We start from the raw sequence: 15,216 nt of genomic DNA, 5'->3' as shown, positions 1-15,216 counted from the left end.
TCTAACCTAAGGCGAAAGAAGGAAAGTATCCATATTTATTATTTTGACCAAAACGAGTAGATCCATCTGCTCTCATAGAAGCTGTTAAAAGGTATTTTCTGTCGAAAGTATAATTAACTCTTCCAAAATAGGATTGAAGTTCGTTCTGTTGTGCAAAACCAGATACACCAGACTGTTTTCCTGAAAAACCTGGGCTATTTGCTGGCTTAATCCCTATTGATTTATCAGCAATACCATCGATGCTGTAAGCAGTTCCTGATCTTTCAAATTTTTGATATGAAAAGCCTCCTAACACTTCTACCTTATGCTTGTTAAGATTCAAATTATAAGTCAAGTAATGCTCAATAAGAGAACTTTGAGACTCTAGGTTATTTTGGACATACCTCCCTAGAGGGTTTAAATCAGTTTTATTCGGGTAAATAGTCGTGTTTCTTTCTGCAATAGAACGGTCAACACCAAAATTCATTTTATATTCTAATCCATTAAAGATTCTTAATGAAGCTTCAATATTTCCTAAAACTCGCAACGTACGTGTTTCGTCTTCGTAGATACTCAATAAGTACGCAGGATTATAATGTGCATTCATATTAAAGTTAGTATAATCTCCATTTTCATCAAATACAGATCTTGTAGGGTTTGCCATCAAAGTATGGATAATCAATTGTCCATTAGAACCACCGTCATCACTCGTAGGGACGCCATTGTCTTTTGTTTCACTAGCAGTTAAGTTTACTTTTACTTTCAATCTTTGGTTATCCAAAAATGATTCAGCCGCATTAATTCTTGCCGATGTACGTTTAAAATTACTTTGATTTACAATCCCTTCTTGATCCATTTGAGCCAAAGAAACATAGTAGTTACCGGAATTAGTTTGCTTAGCAAACGACATCGAATTATTTTTAGTAATGGCGGTCCTATAAATAACATCTTGCCAATCGGTGTTACCTCCATGATCAAAAGCGGGTTCCGTAATTGCATTTCTATACTGGTCAGCAGAAAGTAGATCGAGTTTTTTAGCAACTGATGAGAATCCTAAATAAGAATCAACTGTAAAAGAGGCTTCTCCTTTAGATCCTTTTTTAGTCGTAATTATTACCACTCCATTAGAACCACGCGCTCCATAGATTGCAGAGGCGGAAGCATCTTTTAAAACAGTTATTGATTCGATATCATTTGTGTTCAAAAAGTTTAATGGATTCTTTGCCGCTGATGACCCAAAACCTACATTACTTCCTGACGGACTCACATCGTCATTAGATAATGGCATACCATCAACAACAAATAATGGTGTACTACCACTTCTAATAGAACCTACGCCGCGAATAGAAACATTTACACCTGCTCCCGGTTCACCACTTGTACTTACAACACGAACACCCGCCACTTTCCCTTGTAATAAATTATCAGCTGAAATATTTATTCCTTCCCTAAAATTCTCTGCTTTTAATTGAGTTACAGAACCGGTAACATCAACTTTAGATTGTTTTCCGTATCCAATAATCAATACTTCACTTAGCTCTGATGAATCAGGTTCCATTTGAATATTCAAGGCATAACCTCTGACAATAACTGCTTTAGTTTTATATCCTATATAAGAGACTTCTACTGTTTTTCCTTGTTCCACATTCAGTTGAAAATCACCATCCATGCCTGAAATGCTTACATTCTTAGTCCCTTTTTCTAGAATCGTAGCACCTGGAAATGGTTGTCCCAGTTCATCTATAATAGTCCCTTTAACTATTTGTTGCGCTACACTAGTTTTTTTAACAATAAGATCTTTCTTAATCAAAACTAATTTATTGACGATATAAAAATCAAAGTCAGCTTTATTAGATAAATCATTCAAAATTAGAGCTATTGAACTAGCTGTATAATTTACATCATAATTTGTTTTGTCGTTAATTATGGCTTCACCATAACTAAATTTATAATCCGTCTGTTTGCTTAACTGAGAAAAAATAGAAATTAATGTCGCTTTTTGAAAATTAATATTTATTTTCGGCGGTTCGTTCACCATTTCGTTCGAATATCCCTTCTGTAAGAACAGGAATGCTATTACTAAAAAGAAGATGCCTTTTAGTCTAAAGTAAGGTAATTTAAAATACATTGATTCCATTTGTTAGTTTATGACTTTTATTTATGAGTCCCAGTTGTTCCTAGTAACTAGGTCTTTTTTTGAGATATTTAATTCACTGTTATGGTACTGTCATTAGTTTCAAATTTTAAGTTAGTGATATAGTTCATTTGTTTTAGGATGCTTTCTAGAGAGGCGTTTTTTTCAATAAATAAGGTTAACGAAGTGTTCATCATATTATCGTTCTTGAGCTCAAATGTTACGCGATACTTATTTTTTAGCAATTCTAATACTTCATTTAGCTGTACATTTTTCAATTCGATATCCTGATTGTACCAGTTGACAAGTAATAACTTTGATGCTTTTCTTTTTATCAATTTATCCGCTTTAAATAGCGCTTCATCATTAGGTAATAAATCCACACTTTGATTCTTAGCCGATACATTTACCTTTCCAGTGACCACAATAACATTGCAGCTTATCTTCGTCATCTGAATATGAAAAGAAGTCCCAACGACTCTTGTCTTAATTGTTCCAGAACTGATTATAAATGGATGTTGAGAATCTTTGGCAATTTCAAAAAAAGCGCTTCCTTGAAGTAGGTTTACGTTGCGTTCCTTTGCATCAAAATGTTCTGGATATTCGAAAATAGTCTGAGCTGCTAAATAAATTACGGAACCATCGATAAGTTGAACAGAATCTAATGTACTCCCTGTTTTTAGTGTAATCATTTTACTTCCAAGCACTGGAGGTTGTACCACTAATCCTAAACCCAATAAAACTATAATACTTGCTGCAATTCCATAACTGATGTATCTTGACATTCTTTTCTTTGCAATAAGTTTTTGAATTTTATTGCAACCAATGATAGCATCACCCATTGTGGAATTATCACATATTACCTTTTCATATTCAGAAAGCATGAAGTTATCAAGTAAATGCTCTTCTTCCTTAGTTGCCTGCTTTTGCCTGCTTTTCTCAATAAGAGCCGCTAAACTAAGTTGTTTTTTTTTTGTCATAACATTATCATTCTATACCTAAGTACCAGAATCGATAAATCGTACTATCAGAAAACATTAGTAGATTGTTAACAGAAGGTTATTTTAAAAACAAAGCGAAAATCAACTTAAATTACAGAAAAGTAAAGTCCTTCAAACCAAAACGCAATTGCTTTAATCCCGACGAAATTTGGTTTTTAACAGTTTGCTTAGAAAGATCAAGTTCAGTAGCAATTTGATCAATATTCATGTCCTGAAGTTTGTTCATCAATAAAATTTCCTTTCTTTTCTGTGGTAATGCATCCAAGAGATCATATGTTTTATCAGCTAAATCAGATTCTATTGAAGTCAAATTTTCAATAAGGTAATTATCAAATTTATCTTCAAGAATCGTTCTATCAAATTTATCATTTCTATAATTCTTGAAAATTTGATTTTTTACAGCTCTGAATAAATAGTTGTCAATCGACGTTATTTGAATATTCTCCTTCCTTTCCCAGAGATCAATAAACACGTCTTGAACTACGTTTTGCGCCATGTACTCATTTCCAGTCATTTTTAATGAAAATGCGAATAATTTTTGCCAATAATCATTATATATTTTTTCAAAGTTGAGGGAATAATCCATTTTAAAAGTATAAAAAGTTACGATGCTAAATAATAAAAATTAACTCCGACTGATCTTACCGTAATGTTATTTTTAAATTAATAATAACGAGATATATCTTAGTAAAAAATGCTGATAAATGGGATAACTGCAATAGTAACAGTCATAATTTTAGCTAGCTAAGCCATGTTAAACAAGAGCTTTCGCATTTAACAAAAAGATAACTATTGTATCATAATTTGTTCTTTTAAAACCCGACTAAACTTAACTCAACATGCTTAATTTTACTTTTAGAATCATTCTTTAATTAGATTGAAAAAACTTTAAACGAATACAAATCAAAAAAAATCTATGAAATTATCTACATTACTAACTATTGCAGCCTCAACAACAGTGTTTTATCAGGCCACTGCTCAAGACAACCACTTAAAATTAAATGAAATACAAGTAATCGGTTCTCATAATAGTTATAAAAAAGCAATCGAACCTAAATTATATCAATACTTAGAAAGCAAAGATTCTTTACACCAATTAAAAGGAATCCAATACGAACATATTGCAATTACAGATCAATTAAATATGGGATTAAGAAATCTAGAAATTGATATTTATGCGGATAGTCAAGGAGGCAAATATGCTCATCCAAAGGGGTTAGAACTTGTTACATCAGAAGAGCCATATGATTTACAAGGCAAAATGAATAAACCAGGTTTTAAGATATTACATATTCCAGATATTGATTTCAGAACTTCTTCTTTAACATTTGAAGATTGTTTACAACAATTAAAAGCTTGGTCTAATAACAATCCCGGGCACATTACAATATTTATTACTCTTGAACCTAAGGACGGTAAAATGAATAAATTTGGTACAGAACCAGAAACTTTTACTCCAGAGTTGTTTGACCAAGTAGATCAGGTAATTAAAACAAACCTTGGAACGGATAAATTAATTACGCCTGATATGGTTAGAGGAAACTATACAACTCTTGAAGATGCAGTACTTCATGACAATTGGCCAACATTGGCTCAAGCCAAAGGAAAATTTTTATTTATCTTAGATGATAGTGGTAAAAAACGTGATTTATACCTACTAAATCATCCTTCACTTAAGGGCCGAATGGTATTTGCCAACGCTGAGCCTGGAACACCAGAAGCTGCAACATTATTTAGAAACAATGCCGAAGATTCAAGCATTAGTGATTTGGTGAAAAAAGGATATATTGTCAGAACTCGTGCGGATAGCAATACGGTAGAAGCGCGTAAAAATGATTACACACACTTTAATGATGCTAGTAAATCTGGTGCTCAGATCATCACAACCGATTATTACAAGCCAAGTACTCTTTTTGATTCTTCTTACCAAATCAAATTTAAAGATGGCGGCTATGTACGAGTAAATCCCGTTCTAGAAACCCAAGATAAAAAATAATAAAAATAGTATTTAAAGCAAATAAGCGGAGTAGTTAGTTGTAACTGCTTCGCTTTTATTTTATCTAAACTCCTTAGCCTACTTTAAATCCTGTATCGTTCCTGATTTATAATCTATTAAGAAATGATCTGCCGGAACTCCATTTAGAAACTTTTTTAAAATGATAAAAAAGAGTTGGAGCTTCTGTTGAATAGCATTGGACTTTATAAAAAGATCGTCTTTCTTTTTTTGCTGAAAATAATTCTGAAATCATCGTGTACTGTTTTATTCTGTCCATTCCAATATCCCTTATTGCCAATTGATCAGCGCTACGAATGCGATAGAAATCAACAATAAGATCAAAACCATTCCATTGTCGAAAATCTGTAAGATGTAAATTATAGTTTTTTAATTCTTCGGTTACTTTTTGCTTTGGCAGCATTCCATTCTTTTTTATAGTTGGTTTTATTTTGTAAAACAGTAGCAAAAGAATCTTTAGTTTCCATATTCGATAGAATCAATAAATCGGCACCGGACGCTGCAAAAAGAAAATTCTTACATGCTAGCGACCAATCGTCTGCTATAAATCGAAGTCGGACTAATTCCTTTAAGTGAAAATCTGTAAAATCATGATAATTTTTAGTTTCTAAAATCTTTTTATCCCAAATATCAGCTGTCTTTCTAGACTTCAAAAAATCGTATTCCATTTTATAAAGATCAAAAAGTAAATCATAATTAGGAACATCATCAATAGTAATAGTTTCTACTTCAAACTGATCCTTTCCCTTTATCGTTAACAACTTATATCCGGGAATATAAGCCGCAAGCGAAGGCGTTTGAACATTTACTAACATATTTCCTTGCTTTGTAGTACGAATTCCAGTATCGTTAATATGCATGTGTCCTCCAAAATGAATTCTCAATCCCGCATCGGCAAAGGCTTGAGCAACTTCCTCATTTGGTACACGGTCTAGTTGCCATTTATCAGGTCCCATGAATTGTGCTATGTCTTGAGAAGCATCATCATTAAAATCAATCATCGGAAAATGACTAAAGGCAATGACCGTTTTATCCTGTTTTTTAGCTTCTTCCATAATTTTTTGAACCCATGCGATCAAATGCTTTTTATGTATTAATACGTTGTTATACCCCATACTTGCTCCCGAATAATTAGTCGGATTCTCAATGTCTTTTCTAGCACTTCCTGTTGGAATATAAACATTGCCATCAATCGCTAGAATCCATAATCCATCTACGGGCTCAACCACATAACTCACGTCAGGAATAGAATAGCCCGGTTTAATACTATAATATCTGTTATTCAAAGAGGCGCTTTCTTCTGCTTTTGCAAAAGTATATTGATCACTGGAATAAGAAGAGAAAGGAGTCGCCCAATATTTATAGCTTTCCTTTGGATAAAAACCAAAATTCCGTAAATAATCTGTAATTCCACGATAACCCATTTTAGCAATATCCTTAGTAATGACCACTGGTAATTCTTTATTTATATCATAGTTATAAATTCCTTTTTTGCTAAAAATAGGTTGTCTCTTTCCTCCTGCTCCTAAAAAATCACTCTTTCCTGATTCCTGTGCAAATGGCCCTACAGGGTCATGATTTCCTGTAGTTATAAAAAACTGAATTCCATATTTTTGAGTATACGAATCCAATATCTTTTGAAGTCCCCTTACGTGTAATGGCTGTCCATCGTCACTATAATCTCCAGGAAGTGCCACATACTTAATTTTACGATTCGCAATATCTTCTAAAGCGGCCAAAAAAGCAAAGTAGTTTTCATTAAAAATTCGGGTGGAATGCAACTGTGCTTCCATCGTTCTTAATTTTACATACGAACCATCCTTAGGATTCTTGATTCCTTCGTAATTATTGTCATCGAGTATCCCATACAAATCTTGTAAATGAACATCCGCTAAAAAAGCAATTTGGAGTCCTTGTAGATTTTCTTGAGCGAATAACGGTAAAGAGATACTCCCTACCACTAAAAAATATATAGCTAGTAGATTTTTTTTTGTAGTAATCATTAGTTTTACGGTAAGGTAATTAATTAGAATAATGAATGAAAATGGAATTAGTATGGGTATACAAAAATGTTCATTCTAAAAGGGAAACAGGTTAACAAAAAGAAAAACTTAGGTGAATTAATTAAAGGCAGTGGAAATGCTTACTTATCAGGCATTAGTAGTTAATAATAAAATTTAACTTTTAATGATCTAATTAATAACAAAAATGTAGTTTAACTTATAGTACAGGCTTTGTTAGCATATCCAAAAGCTTTATCATAAATTTCATGCACTTGTTGCATAGGTGAAGATTAATGACTTAACTTTTTAGGGTGGCCAAGTTTACAAATCCAGATTGCATTCTTAAATTTTTAGTCTCAGCTGAGTTAGCATATCGAATAAAATGAACAATTAGTCGTTTTTAAACATATTTTGTGTTTTTAAGGAAATAATAGATTATTTTTGTTCACAAATAATAAGCGTTCACGTTTTCGTGAACGTTAAAAATAAATGAACAATGAACCCTCAAGAGATAATTCATAACGCATTAAATAATATCCTGACTACAGCAAATATTAAAGGTACATGGAAGGACATGGATGACAAAAATCAGATTGATGGTCAACTACAATTAAAAATAGAGAACCAGACAATTGATCTTTTTGCGGAAATAAGAACCGAAATAAGAACGATCCATCTTCAAAAAATAGAAGATCAAGCCAAAGAATATAATCCATTCATTATAATGGCACAAAGAATATTTCCTAAAATAAAAGAGGAACTCCGTAACAGAAACATTGCGTATTTAGAAGCTAACGGAAATATATTCTTGAAAGAAAAGGGAATTTTTGTATGGATAGATACCAACAAACTTGTTGAAATTAAAAATAGAACAACAAATCGAGCATTTACAAAAACGGGATTAAAAGTATTATATCAATTTCTAATAAATGAGCAGTGGATAAACTATACCTACAGACAAATTGCAGAACAAACCAATACTGGAATTGGAAATTTAAATAACATCTTTACAGGTTTAAAACAAGAAGGATACCTATTACAGATAAACAAGCAGCAATATAAAATTGAGAATAAAAAAAAGTTACTGGAAACATGGGTAATGGAATATGAAAAACGCCTAAAGCCAACATTAACAATCGGAACATTTCGCTTTTTAAAAGAAGATGATTTCTATAATTGGAAAAATCTACAGCTACAAAAGGGTAAAACATGTTGGGGTGGCGAACCAGCAGGAGATATATTTACAAATTATTTACGTCCAGAAGAATTGACCATATACACAACGGAAACAAGAGGAGACTTAATGAAAAATTATCGCTTGGTTCCTGATATAAATGGAAATATATTAATTTTAAAAAAATTTTGGGAGTATGATGAGATAAATGATAATGTGGTTCACCCATTATTAGCTTATGCCGACTTGATAAACAAAGGTGACAGAAGATGTACAGAAACAGCACAAAAAATATACGATGAGTACTTACAAGATAAATTTTAAACAGTTACGCCAAGAACCTCATATTTCAGAAGTATTATATGCCTTAGAAAGAGGATTAAACAAATACAATATCGATTTCTATTTGGTTGGGGCTGTAGCTCGTGATGTGTGGATGAGTGCTATAAATGGTATTCCTCCTACTAGAATTACAGGAGATATCGATTTTGCTATTTTTATTGACGACAGAGGCACCTATGAAAAATTAAGAAACTATCTTATAAATACTGAAGGATTCTCACCATATTCAACCAATAATTTTGTGCTAATTTGGAAAAAAGTAATACAGGTTGATTTGCTCCCATTTGGCGCTATCGAAAATAAAAACGCGAAAGTATCAATGGGAGATGTCGGATTAACCAGTTTGAATATGCCTGGCTTCAAAGAAATTTATGATGAAGGATTACCCGAATTAGAACTAGAAGAACAACATCGTTTCAAGTTTTGTACGTTACCCGGAATAGTAATTTTGAAATTAATTGCTTGGCAAGACAGACCTGAAATAAGGCGAGATGATATTAAAGATATTAGTAAGGTCCTAGAGCATTTTTTTGAAATGTATGCGGACGAAATCTATGAAAACCACAATGATCTTTTTGGTGATGACAAACTCGACTTAAATCTAATTGCCGCAAGAGTAATGGGTAGAGAAATGAATAAAATTGCTCGTCGGAATGGATCCCTCTTTGATAGATTAAAAGAATTACTCGAATTCAATACAAATACCAATGATAGTGAAATAGCTAAAATTATGATTGAATTTTACGGAAATACTATTGAAGATAATTTAGCAGCATTAAAGCAGGTTAAAATAGGATATTTAGAATAGCATTACATGCTACAAAATATTTAAGCTAATAACATTTTCAGTTATTTTATTTTACTATATTTATCAAACAATAAATAAAAACTTTGGAAGTGACCCTATTGGTGTCCCTGTTCTTAAATAGTATATCGTAAACCCCTATAATTACTGGAAAAAAAATAAAGGCAACGGAACCTCTTTCTCCGCGGATAAGTTTTCAAAATGAAGTAAAACCCTTTAAACTCAACGTTTAAAGGGTTTTTTCTTTTTAACAATCATTCATTTTATTCATTATTTCTCAAAAAATAGGTGCACAATCGGTGCACAAGGACACTGAGAAAAACTGGTGCACCGATTTTCTTCTTAATCCCAATAGATAAAGGGGTTCAAAGAATGAACATCTTGACTTGTATTGACAATTAAAGTAAATTAATTATCAATTAAAGGCTACCATCATGAAAACAAAAATCACCGTACTGTATTATTTGAGAAAATCAAAAGTCAATGCACAAGCACAAATGCCAATTTATCAACGCATAACTATCAACGGCCAACGCTTTGATTGTAGCTCCGGTCATTTCGTAGATGAAGCCAAGTGGTCTTCAGAAGCGTCGAAAATGAAAGGCAACACCGAGGAAGCTCGTATGATAAATGGTCAACTTGATCTGATGAGAGCAACCGTTTATGAAACTGAGAAAAAACTTTTCATGAACCAAGTTCAAATTACTTTCGAAAGTTTCAAAAATGAATACCAAGGCAAGAAAGAACGTGAGCGAATGCTAATCCCTATTTTCGTGGAGCACAACCGAAAAATAAAAGAACTGGTGGGACTTGAATACGCCCCCGGCACTTTAGAACGTTACCAGACTTCCCTAAAACACACCAAGGACTTCCTATTCTGGAAATACAACCTTACCGACATTAATATCGATAAGATTGATCACGCCTTTATTATGGAATATGAGTTTTATTTACGCAGCGTTAGAAAATGCAATAACAATACTGCTGTCAAATACGTAAAAAACTTCCATAAAATCATAAACCAATGTTTAGCCAACGGATGGCTTAACAAAGACCCTTTTGTGAATTATAAAGCAAAAGTAAAAGAAGTCATTAGGGAATTCCTTTCAGAAGCAGATATCGAAAGTATGATCAATAAGGAATTTGTATCAGAGCGATTGGAATTAGTTCGCGACATATTCGTTTTTAGCTGTTTTACGGGTCTAGCATACATCGATGTGAAGCAACTCACCAAAACCCATATTAGCCTTGGTATTGATGGCGATAAATGGATTTTTACCACCAGACAAAAAACTGATACCGCCTCCAAAATTCCATTACTGCCCATCGCACAGCAGATCGTCGACAAATATGAAAACCATCCCGTATGTCTAAATGAGAACCGCCTCTTGCCTATTTTGAGTAATCAAAAAATGAATGCCTATTTAAAAGAAATTGCCGATGTCTGTGGAATCAACAAAGACCTTACTTTTCATATCGCCCGACACACTTTTGCCACAACGGTTACTCTTTCTAATGGCGTTCCAATTGAAACAGTGAGTAAAATGCTCGGACATACCAATTTGAAAACTACTCAACATTACGCGAAGATTCTGGATCATAAAATCAGTAATGACATGATGATTTTAAAGAAAAAATTTCACAATACAAAAAACGAATTATCTAACAAGTCAGGGCAAATGAAGGCGTAAACTAACATATAACAATAAATTATAAAAAATTTAACTTCCATATCAGATTTACCGTAATAAAAAAAGCATAGTTTAGATTAATATTTGACACCTAATTTATTACTATATGCAGGGATGTTGTACTGATTTCTTTTATGAATTTGAATTGGAAGTTGAACATATTAAAAAAACAAACGCAAACCCTATCACTCAGGCAAAATTGGCTCTAGAGTATATCGAAATAAAACTCAAAGAACTTTTCCTGTGGTTAGAAAAATTTATATTCAATTCGAAAGAAGATGAAATTCACTTTTTTAAGGAACTGAAATTTAAAATAACTTCTAAGTATATTTTCTTTAACCGAATCTTGGATATCGAAACCAATTCTCCATCCAATAGCAAAAAGCTTAAAATTAGGCATTACGAAAAAGCGCTAAACAATTGTTTTCAATTTTCAAAACAGGACAAAGAATTTTATAAATACTACCGCTCCGGCAGCAGTCACAATGATCATTTTTATTTCGTCAGAAACTCTGAAAAACAGACACCCAATCTGGATATCAGTTTAATAAATTTCGATAAAAAACTATGTACTTCACATGATGTGAAGGTTGCCAACATTATTGCAAATGATATATTGGAAATATACTTGGAGGAAAAGATTGAAGAAATAAACAATAGTTGCAATTCAAATCATCATAATGTAAAATCAAACCTCAACTGGACGGGTTCCAAGATTGAAATGGTGGAACTTATTTATGGTCTACACAACCTAAAAATGTTCAATGGTGGAAATACAGACATCAAGGAAATTGCAAATCACTTTAGCAAAACGTTCAATATTGTTTTAGACGACAGCATATACCGCAGCTTCCAAGACATTAAAAACAGAAAAACGATAAAAACAAAATTCTTGCATTCCTTGTCCGAGAACTTCAACAACAAAATAATAGAAGAAGAACAAAACTAAATCCAGGTCTTCAACTTGGATTTAGCGACCTACAATCACCCACCTTGGGCGCACCTTGGGCTAGCATTCTTTTACAGACCATTTAGGTTAAAAACTTATCAAAAACCAATTCCTAAAAAACGCGTTTTGGAATACCTCCATAAAATCCAGCTCAATAAACAAAGGGGAATCTATTAATTTACCCTAAAATAACACCCACCTTGGGAACACCTTGGGCAAAGAAACCAATCAATTTAAAGTAATTTGTCTTATAACAATTTAAAACAAATTACGATGAACTTACATCCTAAAAAACTATTCCCTGAAGTAGAAAATTTAGAACTACTAAACCACCAACCCATTACAAAAAGAGACTTGCTAAACTTTAGCAACATCATCCTTTCTGAAATTAAAGAAATAGTGGGACTAAAAGAGCAGCCAACCCAATGGCTAAAATCCTCCGAAGTTAGAAAACTACTCAAGATCTCACCAGGTACACTGCAAAACCTACGCGTCAACGGAACACTAAATTACAACCGCATCGGAGGCATCCTATACTACAAATACGACGACATAGCCAAAATGCTGAATCAATAAAACTCTAACTACTAACCTCTAATTTCGAATGAACTACATCAAACACCTCACTGGTTTTTTCAAAAAAACAGCGGCAATAGAAAACATCAATCCTTCTCACATAAGTCTGTATTTAGCACTCTTTCAGTGCTGGAACATCAATCGGTTCAAAAATCCCATCACCATCAACCGAGAAGAAATTATGATTTCGTCCAAAATAAAATCAAAAGCCACCTACCACAAATGCATGAAAGAGTTACAAGCTTTAGGTTTTATAAAATACACCCCATCATTCAACCCCTATTTGGGTTCCGTAGTAGAAATTTACAACCTGAGCGAATCAGCAAATACAGGTTCAAAAAATGAATCTACCTACTCAAAAATTGAACAAGTAAATAGTCAGGGTATTGAACAGGTTAATGGTCAGCTCTATATAGAGAATAAAAAAACAAATAAAAACAATATAAACAATAGAGAGAGAACACCCGAGTTTGAAATTTTAGATGATAATTTAATTTTAGAAAATCCAGAAAAAAATAAGAGAAATGAAATGCCTTTCGCATTCGCTGACTCCAAAAAAAATAAAACAGAAAATGGTCGGCAAAAAAGTTCCGCCAAAAAAGAAAAAAACAAAGCTGTCAACTCGAATGAAATGGAGAGGCCACCATTGGAATTGACCAAAGAGTATTTCAAGTTTCAAGAATATTCCGAGTTTGAAGCAGAGCGATTTTTTAATTATTACTCCAGCAACGGATGGCTCATTGGTGGGAAAACAAAAATGAAAGATTGGAAAGCAGCTGCACGAAATTGGATGATGAACACTAATAAATTCAATACAAAAATGCCACAAAACATCCCAGTAAAAGAGCAAACGAGAGCCTATAATCTCCATACAGAAACCGAGAAAAACTACGGGGAACCACTTTAACCTGAACTTGTTTCAGGTTCTCTAAGATTCGAAAGACACCTCTCACTTCCCACTTCTAACCTCTCACCCCCCACTATGACATCAAAATACGATTATCCAGAAATTATTGCTTGGTTAGAAAAAAAAGGCAAAAAGGATTTTGGAGACAAATTTCAATTTCTAGAACAAGACACGACAAACATCACAAAACTGATTTGCTATTTTCTAGATGATGAGTATACTGCAGTTAAGTTTGAAATCGACCTCAGCAAAGGAATTCTGCTTTCTGGACCAGTAGGCTGCGGTAAAACTTCTTTGATGGCTTTAATGCGCTACGTACCTCAACCAAATAAAAAGTTCTTCATGAAAACCTGCCGGGATATTAGTTTTGAGTTCATCAAAGACGGTTACGAAGTGATTCGTAGATACAGCCATGGACACAACACGCATGCAGAACATAAAAACTACTGCTTCGATGATTTAGGTACCGAAAAGAACCTCAAATACTTCGGAAACGAATGCAATATCATGGCAGAGATTATTCTCTCCAGGTACGACATTTTTATCTCCAAGAAAATCTACACCCACATTACCACAAACCTCTCCGCATCCGAAATAGAAACCGCCTACGGCAATCGAGTCAGATCTCGTATGAGAAACATGCTGAACCTAATCGCTTTTGACAAAACGGCCAAAGACAAACGATAATCAACAAATAAACACTAAAAAAACCTTTGCGAACCTTGCGCTTCCTTAGTGCACTCCGCGGTTAAATAAAATCAACATATGAAAAAAATCAACACCTTCTGGAACTGGTTCCAAGACAACCACCACACCTTCAAAAACATAGTAAATCAAACTCCGGAAAACCAAAAATACATCACTTTTTGGATCAACAAAAACCTTAACTACTACAGCAGGGAATTAGATTTTATAATTGTCTTCCCAAAAAACTTAACAACTAAATTTGAATTCATTATCACAGCCAACGGAAACAAAAACTATTTCCACGAGCTAATTACTTTAGTCGAAAACGCTCCCCTACTAAAAAGCTGGAAATTCACGGCCTTTATTCAACCAACAACTGAAATAGATAAAATGATGAGGGGCTTAGACGAGCCTTACATTTTTCAAGACATAACTTTAAAAATTAGTGAAATCAAATTCAAACCAATTCTGTATGATGAAAACATTAAAAAGGTAGACATTATGATCTTCCTAAAAAACTACAACCTCCTTTGTGATACCAAAACATTGAAACAAGCTATCTACGTTATTTTACAAGAGTTACTGGGTGAAAAAGTACTAAGTCAAAAAATTAGTTTAGTCCAATTAGCACAAATGACAAATAAGGAAGAGGATTTAATTCAGTTGTATGAATTACAATGGTATTTAGACGCTATTTAAAAATAAGAAATAGTATTAAAAGTGAGAATAACTATTTCGTCATAATCGATGCTTCTTTAAAATTCACCAACCAAAAGACTAGATGTTGTTTCTATGGAAATTAGCGACGCTACTACTATTATTAAAGATTTTAAAATTACAAAGAACCAATCTTACCTTTTTACTGTTAGACATGATTCATTAAGTACTTTGTTAGATCTTAATGCGATATCCCCTTATCAATTGTTGTTTTTTGACGAGTGTCAATTGTTTATA

14 protein-coding genes are annotated in these 15,216 nt (G+C 33.1%); 9 read left to right on the top strand and 5 right to left on the bottom strand.

Annotation, left to right across the window (positions count from 1 at the left end):
* Position 1 precedes the first annotated feature (1 nt).
* The 3 genes from A3SG_RS22315 to A3SG_RS0109885 form a co-directional block, all read right to left on the bottom strand.
* Positions 2-2,107 (bottom strand): SusC/RagA family TonB-linked outer membrane protein, encoded by a 2,106-nt coding sequence (locus A3SG_RS22315; protein WP_232226323.1) that lies wholly within the window; start codon positions 2,105-2,107, stop codon positions 2-4.
* 77 nt (positions 2,108-2,184) lie between these two features.
* On the bottom strand, positions 2,185-3,093 hold the full coding sequence (locus tag A3SG_RS0109890; protein WP_016989865.1) for a FecR family protein: 909 nt from the start codon (positions 3,091-3,093) through the stop codon (positions 2,185-2,187).
* Between the two features lie 112 nt (positions 3,094-3,205).
* Positions 3,206-3,700, bottom strand: coding sequence for an RNA polymerase sigma-70 factor (locus A3SG_RS0109885; RefSeq protein ID WP_016989864.1), 495 nt, complete (start codon positions 3,698-3,700; stop codon positions 3,206-3,208).
* A gap of 330 nt (positions 3,701-4,030) precedes the next feature.
* Between A3SG_RS0109885 and A3SG_RS0109880 the strand changes: the two genes are divergently transcribed.
* Positions 4,031-5,110 (top strand): phosphatidylinositol-specific phospholipase C1-like protein, encoded by a 1,080-nt coding sequence (locus tag A3SG_RS0109880; RefSeq protein WP_016989863.1) that lies wholly within the window; start codon positions 4,031-4,033, stop codon positions 5,108-5,110.
* A 106-nt stretch (positions 5,111-5,216) separates the two neighbouring features.
* On the opposite strand, the gene A3SG_RS22310 is transcribed toward A3SG_RS0109880, so the two are convergent.
* Entirely contained in the window at positions 5,217-5,531 is a 315-nt protein-coding gene (locus A3SG_RS22310; protein ID WP_232226317.1) for a hypothetical protein, read from the bottom strand.
* Positions 5,488-7,131, bottom strand: a complete 1,644-nt coding sequence (locus A3SG_RS19605; RefSeq protein WP_232226316.1) for a metallophosphoesterase family protein — start codon at positions 7,129-7,131, stop codon at positions 5,488-5,490. Before A3SG_RS19605 ends, A3SG_RS22310 begins: the two co-directional genes overlap by 44 nt.
* 496 nt (positions 7,132-7,627) lie before the next feature.
* Between A3SG_RS19605 and A3SG_RS0109870 the strand changes: the two genes are divergently transcribed.
* The 8 genes from A3SG_RS0109870 (at position 7,628) to A3SG_RS0109835 (ending at position 14,961) form a co-directional block, all read left to right on the top strand.
* Positions 7,628-8,629: a type IV toxin-antitoxin system AbiEi family antitoxin gene (locus tag A3SG_RS0109870; protein ID WP_016989862.1), complete on the top strand. Its 1,002-nt coding sequence runs from the start codon at positions 7,628-7,630 to the stop codon at positions 8,627-8,629.
* Positions 8,604-9,455, top strand: a complete 852-nt coding sequence (locus tag A3SG_RS0109865; RefSeq protein ID WP_016989861.1) for a hypothetical protein — start codon at positions 8,604-8,606, stop codon at positions 9,453-9,455. The genes A3SG_RS0109870 and A3SG_RS0109865 overlap by 26 nt, the downstream gene beginning before the upstream one ends.
* Before the next feature lie 431 nt (positions 9,456-9,886).
* A complete protein-coding gene (locus A3SG_RS0109860) occupies positions 9,887-11,143 on the top strand; it encodes a site-specific integrase (protein WP_016989860.1) in 1,257 nt (418 codons plus the stop codon).
* 106 nt (positions 11,144-11,249) lie between these two features.
* Positions 11,250-12,092, top strand: coding sequence for an RteC domain-containing protein (locus A3SG_RS0109855; RefSeq protein WP_016989859.1), 843 nt, complete (start codon positions 11,250-11,252; stop codon positions 12,090-12,092).
* A 273-nt stretch (positions 12,093-12,365) separates the two neighbouring features.
* Positions 12,366-12,668: a helix-turn-helix domain-containing protein gene (locus A3SG_RS0109850; protein ID WP_016989858.1), complete on the top strand. Its 303-nt coding sequence runs from the start codon at positions 12,366-12,368 to the stop codon at positions 12,666-12,668.
* Positions 12,669-12,696: 28 nt separating this feature from the next.
* Complete coding sequence (locus A3SG_RS0109845) at positions 12,697-13,575, top strand: hypothetical protein (protein ID WP_016989857.1); 879 nt, start codon at positions 12,697-12,699, stop codon at positions 13,573-13,575.
* Positions 13,576-13,650: 75 nt separating this feature from the next.
* On the top strand, positions 13,651-14,262 hold the full coding sequence (locus A3SG_RS0109840) for an ATP-binding protein (RefSeq protein WP_016989856.1): 612 nt from the start codon (positions 13,651-13,653) through the stop codon (positions 14,260-14,262).
* A 78-nt stretch (positions 14,263-14,340) separates the two neighbouring features.
* Entirely contained in the window at positions 14,341-14,961 is a 621-nt protein-coding gene (locus A3SG_RS0109835; RefSeq protein ID WP_016989855.1) for a hypothetical protein, read from the top strand.
* The last annotated feature ends 255 nt before the right edge of the window (positions 14,962-15,216 follow it).

Source organism: Flavobacterium sp. ACAM 123, from assembly GCF_000264055.1.
GTDB lineage: Bacteria > Bacteroidota > Bacteroidia > Flavobacteriales > Flavobacteriaceae > Flavobacterium.
The sequence above is the reverse complement of the archived record's forward strand: the minus strand, read 5'-3'. Positions and strand labels throughout refer to the sequence as shown.